This is a genomic window from Schlesneria sp., from assembly GCF_036405755.1.
GTDB classification, from domain to species: Bacteria; Planctomycetota; Planctomycetia; order Planctomycetales; family Planctomycetaceae; genus Schlesneria; species Schlesneria sphaerica.
Window position 1 is genome coordinate 1 of record NZ_DASWWZ010000115.1, and the last position, 6,049, is coordinate 6,049.

The 6,049-nt window shown below is 55.3% G+C and carries 8 protein-coding genes; 1 reads left to right on the top strand and 7 read right to left on the bottom strand.

What is annotated here, in order from left to right; genetic code table 11:
- Positions 1-192 (top strand): hypothetical protein (locus VGE80_RS03980; protein ID WP_440591751.1); only part of this gene is annotated, 192 nt, incomplete at its 5' end.
- A 77-nt stretch (positions 193-269) separates the two neighbouring features.
- Here the strand turns inward: VGE80_RS03980 and VGE80_RS03985 are convergent.
- From VGE80_RS03985 to VGE80_RS04015, 7 genes are all read right to left on the bottom strand, one after another.
- Positions 270-1,334, bottom strand: a complete 1,065-nt coding sequence (locus VGE80_RS03985) for a linear amide C-N hydrolase (protein ID WP_440591752.1) — start codon at positions 1,332-1,334, stop codon at positions 270-272.
- 11 nt (positions 1,335-1,345) lie between these two features.
- A complete protein-coding gene (mscL, locus tag VGE80_RS03990) occupies positions 1,346-1,804 on the bottom strand; it encodes a large conductance mechanosensitive channel protein MscL (protein ID WP_440591753.1) in 459 nt (152 codons plus the stop codon).
- Positions 1,805-1,845: 41 nt separating this feature from the next.
- Positions 1,846-2,247 (bottom strand): YidH family protein, encoded by a 402-nt coding sequence (locus tag VGE80_RS03995; RefSeq protein ID WP_440591754.1) that lies wholly within the window; start codon positions 2,245-2,247, stop codon positions 1,846-1,848.
- A 254-nt stretch (positions 2,248-2,501) separates the two neighbouring features.
- Complete coding sequence (locus VGE80_RS04000; RefSeq protein WP_440591755.1) at positions 2,502-3,506, bottom strand: Gfo/Idh/MocA family protein; 1,005 nt, start codon at positions 3,504-3,506, stop codon at positions 2,502-2,504.
- Between the two features lie 129 nt (positions 3,507-3,635).
- Entirely contained in the window at positions 3,636-4,781 is a 1,146-nt protein-coding gene (locus VGE80_RS04005) for a prolipoprotein diacylglyceryl transferase (protein ID WP_440591756.1), read from the bottom strand.
- Between the two features lie 134 nt (positions 4,782-4,915).
- Positions 4,916-5,791 (bottom strand): pantoate--beta-alanine ligase, encoded by an 876-nt coding sequence (panC, locus tag VGE80_RS04010; protein WP_373651023.1) that lies wholly within the window; start codon positions 5,789-5,791, stop codon positions 4,916-4,918.
- Positions 5,788-6,049 (bottom strand): DUF1571 domain-containing protein (locus VGE80_RS04015; RefSeq protein ID WP_440591757.1); only part of this gene is annotated, 262 nt, incomplete at its 5' end. The genes panC and VGE80_RS04015, both read right to left, overlap by 4 nt.

The following is a 6,049-nucleotide window of genomic DNA, read 5'->3' on the forward strand; positions in this document are numbered from 1 at the left end:
CTCTCAAATGGCGACGACGATCAACGCCATGTTCCGTCGATAGAGGCCAGCCAACCGGGAGAAACGGTCCCCGGACTGAATCGTTACCTCGTCCGTTTACACCACAAGGGGCAGCCTGAGGCTCCTGCATGCTCAGTTGACCGTGTTGCTCAGGACTTAACTTTGCAGCGATTTCGACTGTCGCCTGACTGACCGGCAGTGAAAAACAAACAGCACGGCCCGAAAACGATGTGCTCGCTTCGGGCCGTGCTCAGATCACTTGGATATGCTCATTTTCGCTCGGGGGCCAGGAATTTGAAGGGAGCCGCCTTCTCGAATCCCCTGGTCTGATCTCCCCCCAGTTCGGGTCGACCGGCGAGCACCAGCTTTCGTACCCCGGCCGCTTCGCTGAAGTCGAGTTCTTTCAACCGGATCCATACGAGACTGGGACTCAGCGTGCTCTCGTAGAAGTAGACGAGGTTCTTCTGATTACTGGCAGTGCGCCAGAGAGTCGACGAAATGTTCGGCTGGTTGGGCGTACTGATTCCGATAGGAACACTCACATTGCGCATTACGCTCAGAGTGCACGCAACGGCTTCATGTGGATCGGCTGACTGCTTGCACGCATTGACGTAGAACGAGGCACGAGCAAATCGGTCGGCGGCACGGTTGGTTCCGGGGAGCATCACTGTCCCGCCAATTTGCTCCCAGTACTTGTTGAGGGCAATCTGCTCGTCAAAAACGGGCGAATTTGTCATCACCTGAAAGTCCCGGCTGTGATGAATCACCAGTTTTCCCTTAACGTACTCGAAAATGGCAGAGTCACCTGTGGGGTCAGAGATCGAGAGATGCACGGTCCCTTTCGCTCCGTTCGGAGCCTCAGTCGTCACAATGCGATAGGCTTCTTTCTTCGCGTCCTCGACCGCTTCTTTGACTGTCGCAAAGTTGTCGAGGAAGTACTGCGCCCAGGCCGAGATCATGAGAGAAGGGCGTTGATCACCGGGAAGTTCGTAATCGGACTCCGCAAGGTACAGCAGGTTAGCAACCAGTCCCTTTTCGTTCATCCCGTCTGCGGAGGCCGATTCGTAGACTGAGGTCACGATGCTGCCGTACTTCGAGGTCCATTTCACCGAGGCTTCGTCGAAACCTCCGTCCCGTTTCATGCCTCGAGGAAACAGCCAGATATTACTGTGCATGTCCTCAGCCCAGTCCATCGTTCGTCCCGTAACGACCATTCCCTCTTTGCCAAGATACACGGCACGTGTGCAGGCTTGCGTGATCGAAGCCGAGAAGCCCACAAAGCCCGTCAGCGCCAAAAGCCCCAGCGCGGTCAAGCCACCTTTAGCAAGTGTCATCAGTGAATCTTTCATGGAGTAGGGGATTTCGACTTCAACAAGTCACGAATTTCCGTCAACAGCACGATCTCTGGTGCAGGCGGGGGTGGTGGAGCTTCGGCTTCTTCTTTTCGGGACTTCAGCACCCACCCGAGAAACTTCACAATCACGAGGAACAAGACACAGGCCAGAATCAGAAAGTTGGCAAAATCCGCCAGAAACGCTCCATAGGGAACCTGCACACCTCGGATCGGGGCAGACAAAGATTCCAGCCCTTTGGTGGCCTCTTGCGGGTTGCCTCCAAAGAGGGCAGAGATGAGGGGCATGATCAGATTCTTGACCATGGATTCAATAATCTTACCGAATGCACCGCCGATGATCACGCCAACCGCCAGATCAATGACGTTCCCCTTAAAGGCGAACGCTTTGAATTCATCGAGCAACGTGAAGGCCCGCTTCGCTGGATTAAATGGAAACGATGAACGTGACATGGATTCCCTCCTGTTAACCGTGGTGACTGTGGGCAGCTCTCTTAAAAGTTCCACTGAGTCATAATCAGTGCGATGATCCCCAGGACGCTCATAAGCAACGCAAGGACATAGGCCGGTGAAAACGTAAAGCCGGGAACGTTCTTCTGGAGTCGTCGCATTCGCTGCCGATGCTGCAGACATGCGGTTCCCAGTGTGGTAATTCCGATCACAACCATGACCATCCCCAGCGTACGTGCACTCAGCAATCGCCTGGGCAACTCGGTCTTGTTCTGATCATGAAGAAATTCGATAAACTTGAAGAGCGTCAGCCCCAACGTCACGAGAGACGTCCCTGTCCGCACCCAGGCAAGCAGTGTCCTTTCATAAGAAAGATAAGTCCGTTCGATCGCCATCTGCGTCTCGTCAGACTTCTTTGATTGCGGCTTCGATTCTTCTTCAGACATGACCGTCTCTTTTTCATCAATGGGGTAAACGGGAAAGGACTTCAATGATACTGACACCGGCATCGCGCGTCGGTACCCCAGCCGCAAAATTCATTGAAAGCAGCCGTCTGATTCGCGTCGCTGACAGAAGGGGCGCGTGATGGGTATTCCCATCCCTTTACCTACCGGGTCCCGTTTGCTCACCAGAAGGTTACTTCGCGACAATTGGACATTCGGCAATGACCATTCTGAGCAATCATCTGAGCTGCCATCGTTCAACGATGAACCTTCACAGGCATGCCGGTTCGACCGGAAGCCAGGATGGCCTGAGTGATATCGTAAACGGGCAAGGCTGCCTCGGGAGGCGATACATCGGGTTTGCCATCGAGAATCATATTCAGAATGCCTGTGACCGGGTTGGAATCGGATTCATCGATCGGCAGTCGTTCGCGGTGTCCGGCTTGAGCAATCCAGAGTTCCTCATGTCGGACCATCAAATCCGCCCCTTCGCAATGAATATGGAGATCTTCACCGAGGTATTGTGCGTTCCCGATGAAATCCATCGTCAAGGTCACGTCGCCCGTCAGCAAGGCCGACACACTGGCCACGATCTCCACCTGACTGCCCCATTTCTGCGTCCGTGTGAAGACTTCGAGCGGGTTCAAACCGGTGACGTAGAAAAGTATGTCGAGCTTATGGCTGCCGGCGTCGGTAATGAATCCCCCCGGATTCTGCTCCGGATCGTCTCGCCAGGTTCCCGCGATCGTAGACTGCCAGTTCTCAACGTTGTGCGAAGCGATCGCCCGCACGGCGCCCCACCTGCCCGATTGAACCTGGTTCCGCAGAGTGCGAAAGAGAGCGGTGTAGCGGCGTTGATAGCCGAGCGAAAAAGCCTGTCCCCGGGCCCGAGCTCGTTCTGCATCTTGAATCAGATCCAGAATCTGTAACCGGTCAGAAGCCAGCGGTTTTTCACACAAAACATGCCAGCCCCTGTCGAGACAACGTCGTGCCTGTGCATAGTGCTCAGCAGTCGGCGTGCAGATGATAGCGGCATCGACCCGCCTACTGGCGATCAGGTCATCAAAATGAGTCGCCACCGCAGCCGCAGGCCAGTATTCCTGCTGAAGACGCGTCGCCATCGCGGGCGAGGAATCAAGCAGCGCGACGACTTCACCTCGCCCATCTTCCAACAGCTTTTCACTATGGTGACGTCCCATTCGGCCACAGCCGATCATCGCGAAACGGACTCGGTTGAGCGCTGAAGTCGAGCTGACAGTCATGTGAATCTCGCAGAGTCCAACACTCGGATTTTGAGAGCGGATATCCGGCGCTCAGGGTCCGCGCTGACGATCGTCAAACTCGATCGATGTCAGTCACAAGTAGTGAATAACAAGACACCGGCAACGCCCCTACGCTGAACGGTGCTGTCCGTTCGGGACCAGCGAACCGACACCAGTCGAAGCAGGAGGAATCGTGACGGGCTCCCGCACGGCCGGTCGTGTCGACAGATAGTACATGAAGCCCAGATTGACAACGAACAAGGCAATACTCACCCACTGAGCAGTCGTCAGGCTGGTCGAGAATTGCCCTCCCTCATCGGCGCGCAACAGTTCCATACAGAACCGCGTGATGGGATAAATCAACAGGGCGACTGCCAGCACTTCCCCGTTCCGACGTCGATAGCGGAAATACCAGGCCGTGATCGCGGCAATCACGAACCCGTCAATTGCGCTGTAAATCTGAGTCGGATGCAGCGGGGGCGTGCAGACGGCACTGGCGTCGAGCAGTTTTTTCTCTACCATCGACGCAAACGTGGCACTCTCTCTGGGGAACTGGACGGCCCAGGGAAGCGATGTCATCGCTCCATAGCAGCAGCCATTCAGGAAGCAGCCGATGCGGCCAAACCCGATCCCGATGAAGACCGACGGGACAATAATATCTGCTAGCGCCAGCGGCCGTATTCCGCGGAAATAGCAGAACGAAAAATAACCAATCGCCCCACCCAACAGACCACCATACAGGACAATCCCTCCCTGTGAGAGACTCACCGCGGCGATGAGCCAGTCGAGACTGGGGGGACCGGTGAAGACGCGATTCCCGTACTGAATGAGATAGTAGAGCCGAGCCCCGACAATCCCGGGAATGAACAACCAGACAGCGAGATCCCAGATGACATCGCTGGGTAGTCCTTCTCGCTCAGCCCGAATCGTGGCCCGAAAGACCGCCAGACTGAAGCCGATGAACAGCATCAGTCCGTATCCGAAAATCGGGATCCCTTCACGAAAATTTTCAGAGCCGTGTGATCTCAGATAACTGCCCAGCAATGGGGCACCAAACACAATTGCCAGTGCAACGGCTAGCCAGTTTACGAACGGAAGGAATTCGTCGGAAAGCTTCAGTTTCCAGCCAGACTTGCGACCACGAAGATACAAATATCCTGCACCAATCAGGATCCAGACAAAGAGGACAACGCCAAAGCCAAAACCTGGCACTTTACCCAGCGGCCCCAGATCCCACGGACGATCCAGGGGAATTTGAACGAGTACTTGCCGCATGGGAAACGTCTCCGAGCCGACAGGTGTCAGCATAAAATACTGTGAGCAACGATGGAGCGAGGCGTGCTTGAATCATTTACTTTCGACGTCAGACAACTCAATGACAACTTGCCTGACGCGTGCACGGATGCCCTTCATTCAGGGAGCTTCAAAAGCATGTTATCGATCAAGCGCGTCGTACCGACTCGTGCCGCAACCAGTGCCACCATCTCCGATGCCACGGACGTCAGTGGAGCGAGGGTATCAGCATCAACAATGACCCCGTAGTCCAATTCGACACCCGATGATGCAGATAGCTGCTCGATCAACGTCGCTTCGAGTCGGGACAGGTCACGTTCACCCGCGGCGAGCGATTGAGATACGGCCACCAGAGCCCTCGACAAGCAGAGGCCTCGCTGGCGTTCTTCGGCGCTCAAGTAAGCATTGCGGCTGCTCATCGCCATACCATCTGGATCACGCAAGGTGGGACAGGTCACGACTTCGGTCGGGATGTTCAGTTCCCTGGCCATCGTGCGGATGATCAACTGCTGCTGGTAATCTTTTTGACCGAAGTAGGCCCGATCGGCCCCGACAATCATGAACAATTTCGTCACAACAGTCGCGACACCACGAAAGTGACCGGGACGAATTGCTCCTTCCAGGATGTCCGACAACCCCTCGACTTCGACAAAGGTCCGAAATCCCGCCGGGTACATCACCTCGACACTGGGGTAAAAGATGATGTCGCATCCCGCATCGCCGCAGATCTTCAGGTCGAGATCGCGGGGTCGAGGATACTTCTGAAAGTCCTCGTTGGGACCAAACTGGGTGGGGTTCACGAAAATACTTGTGACGACAACATCGCATTCCTGCCGGGCCCGCGTCATCAGGCTCACGTGACCGGGGTGTAAAGCCCCCATCGTCGGCACAAAACCGATTGTTTTTCCGGCTCGCTGATTTGCAATGACGGCAGCGCGAACGTCGGCCGTTGTTTCCGCAATGTGGGGCGGCGTTCGGTCGGGGCTGGTCATCGGAATGAGTAGCTCTTGTTATTCTTGTCGAAATCGGTGTCAGTAAACTTTCGATTCGGTTTTACGTCATTATAGAAGTATTCTTCGACCAGGGGGGGCTCTTTGTCCGTCTTGCCGGGAAAACCGAGTTGCTGGACGCCGATCGGCAGCCCCGACTTGTCTTCGATCCAGAGCCTGGTCGTGTGAAATTTGAAGTCTTTGTAGGGCTTTTCATGCACTGATTCGAACACCGTGCAGATCTCACCCGTCGGCAGTTTC

Bases quoted from the DNA above. Each gene is read 5' to 3' on its own strand.
- VGE80_RS03985 (WP_440591752.1), bottom strand. From the start codon at position 1,334: ATGACACTTGCTAAAGGTGGCTTGACCGCGCTGGGGCTTTTGGCGCTG.
- mscL (WP_440591753.1), bottom strand. From the start codon at position 1,804: ATGTCACGTTCATCGTTTCCATTTAATCCAGCGAAGCGGGCCTTCACG.
- VGE80_RS03995 (WP_440591754.1), bottom strand. From the start codon at position 2,247: ATGTCTGAAGAAGAATCGAAGCCGCAATCAAAGAAGTCTGACGAGACG.
- VGE80_RS04000 (WP_440591755.1), bottom strand. From the start codon at position 3,506: ATGACTGTCAGCTCGACTTCAGCGCTCAACCGAGTCCGTTTCGCGATG.
- VGE80_RS04005 (WP_440591756.1), bottom strand. From the start codon at position 4,781: ATGCGGCAAGTACTCGTTCAAATTCCCCTGGATCGTCCGTGGGATCTG.
- panC (WP_373651023.1), bottom strand. From the start codon at position 5,791: ATGACCAGCCCCGACCGAACGCCGCCCCACATTGCGGAAACAACGGCC.